A 2,129-nucleotide genomic window follows, 5' to 3' on the forward strand; every position below is an offset into this window, starting at 1 on the left:
GTCCAAATAGTCGGGGTTTTGCACGGAGAGGTACAGCCGCAGCAGGTTAGAGGCTGCAAGCGAGTTTCCTGACGGGATTGCGAGGTCGTAAAAGTTCTTTGTGCGGACGATCAGCTGCTCGTGGTCGTCAGAGGTAAAGAACATGTTGCCCTCCTTTTCGTCCCAAAAGTGTGCAAGCATATAGTCGGTGTACTTGGCTGCCTTTTCGAGGTATGCAGGTTTAGAGTCAACTGCAAACAGGTCCAAGAGTGCGCTAGCGTAAAAGGCATAGTCGTCCAGGTACGCGTTCAGTTTCGACTGGCCGTCCTTGAACGTGCGCATAAGCCGCCCTTCAGGCGAGGCGAGTCTTGCCTCGATAAAGTCGACTGCCTTTTTGGCAGCGTCGAGGTATTTCTGGTTGCCGGTAACGGCATAGCCCTTGGCAAAGCCAGAGATCATGAGCCCGTTCCACGACGTCAGGACCTTTTCGTCGCGCCCCGGCCTTACGCGCTTTTCCCTTGTGGCAAGCAACTTGGCCGAAGCGTCAGCTATAATTTTCTCTATCTCTGGAGGCCTCTTGCCGTGACGCTGGGCTAATCCTGCGACGGGCGACCGGACGTTGAGGATATTTCGAAACTCAAAGTTGCCGCCGTCAGTCACGCCATAGTGCTCGCAAAATATGTCGACAGCTAGAGGGTCCTGCAGGACCTCGCGGATCTCTTTTTTGGCCCAGATGTAGAACTTGCCCTCTTCGCCTTCCGAGTCGGCGTCAAGTGCCGAGTAAAAGCCGCCCTCCGGGTGCGTCATTTCGCGCATGATAAAGTCAAGCGTCTTTCTCACGACTGTTAGGTGGCGCCCGTCCTTGGTTATCTGGTACAATTCCGCGTACAGTTGTGCAAGGAGCGCGTTGTCATAGAGCATCTTTTCAAAGTGGGGGACGAGCCATTTCTGGTCCGTCGAATACCTTGCAAAGCCTCCTGCCAGCTGGTCGTGTATCCCGCCAGCGGCTATCTTGTCGGCCGTAAACAGGACAAAGTCGCGGAACCGGGCGATGCCTGAAATATCGTAATAGCGCAGCAAAAAGAGCAGGTTTGACGCGTTTGGGAATTTTGGGGCCTGGCCAAAGCCGCCATAGATGGTGTCGCCCATCTGCAGCAGGCCCATTGCCGCCTCGTCCAGTATCGGGCGCTCTATTGCCTCCTTTGCAGCGGCGCTTGGCAGGGCAACGTCTCTCGATGTCTGTGAGAGGGCGCCCATGAACTCTGCACTTGCAGTCTCGATCTCGCCTTTCTTGCCCCTGTACGCCTCTGCCAGCTGGTTCAGGATTGTCTTGAACCCCGGCAGGTTATAGTGCCGGCCGTCCTTTGGGAAATACGTGCCGACATAGAACGGCTTGTGGTCTGGCGTCATGAAAACAGAAAGCGGCCACCCTCCAGTTCCCGTGGCAAGCTGGCATACCCGCTGGTAAATGTCGTCAATATCTGGGCGCTCTTCCCTGTCGACTTTGATGTTGATGAAATGCTCGTTCATTATCTTGGCCGTTTCTTCGTCTTCAAACGACTCGTGGGCCATCACGTGGCACCAGTGGCACGCCGAGTAGCCTACGCTCAAAAAGATGGGCTTGTCCTCCTTTTTTGCGCGCTGTAAAGCTTCTTCCCCCCACGAGTACCAGTCGACGGGATTGTGTGCGTGTTGCAAAAGGTACGGGCTGGTCTCTTTTGCAAGGCGGTTTGGTTTATTGTTGGTAGTATTATCGTGCACGAGGCAATTTCGTCCTGACACTATTTAGACTATATGCAAAAATGCAGATCCATAATTTTCAACAAAGCCCGTCGGAACCGCATGATCTGCTAGAGCTTCTAGTCGAAAACACCAGATCAACTGGAACTATGTTTCACTAAAGAGAAATTCATCAAAGGCTTTATTAGCAAGTTTTTACAAGCTTTGGTTAACACTAAATCGGACGCTTTCAGTGGCCGGTATTGACGTGTCCTCTCACGGTTTACGCTCGTTCTGAAAGATTTATATCGCTCTGCTGTAAGAAAGTGTTTTGAACGTAACATCAAGGCGGCGTCAGTGATGATGTTGGCAGTATGCCATTTTGTGATTCACTGACCTCCAGTTGCGCTCATATCATGGGGATTCGATGT

The 2,129-nt window shown here is 52.6% G+C and carries 1 protein-coding gene and 1 rRNA gene (1 of these 2 running past the window's edge); one reads left to right on the forward strand and one right to left on the reverse strand.

The features are described from left to right. On the reverse strand, positions 1–1,740 hold a 1,740-nt coding region (locus tag ACREAY_RS10370; protein ID WP_431755699.1), incomplete at its 3' end, for a thioredoxin domain-containing protein. Positions 1,741–2,120: 380 nt separating this feature from the next. Between ACREAY_RS10370 and ACREAY_RS10375 the strand changes: the two genes are divergently transcribed. Next, a 16S ribosomal RNA gene (locus tag ACREAY_RS10375) occupies positions 2,121–2,129 on the forward strand; it runs 1,454 nt beyond the window's last position.

This window comes from Nitrososphaera sp., from assembly GCF_050748925.1.
Classification (GTDB): Archaea; Thermoproteota; Nitrososphaeria; order Nitrososphaerales; family Nitrososphaeraceae; genus Nitrososphaera.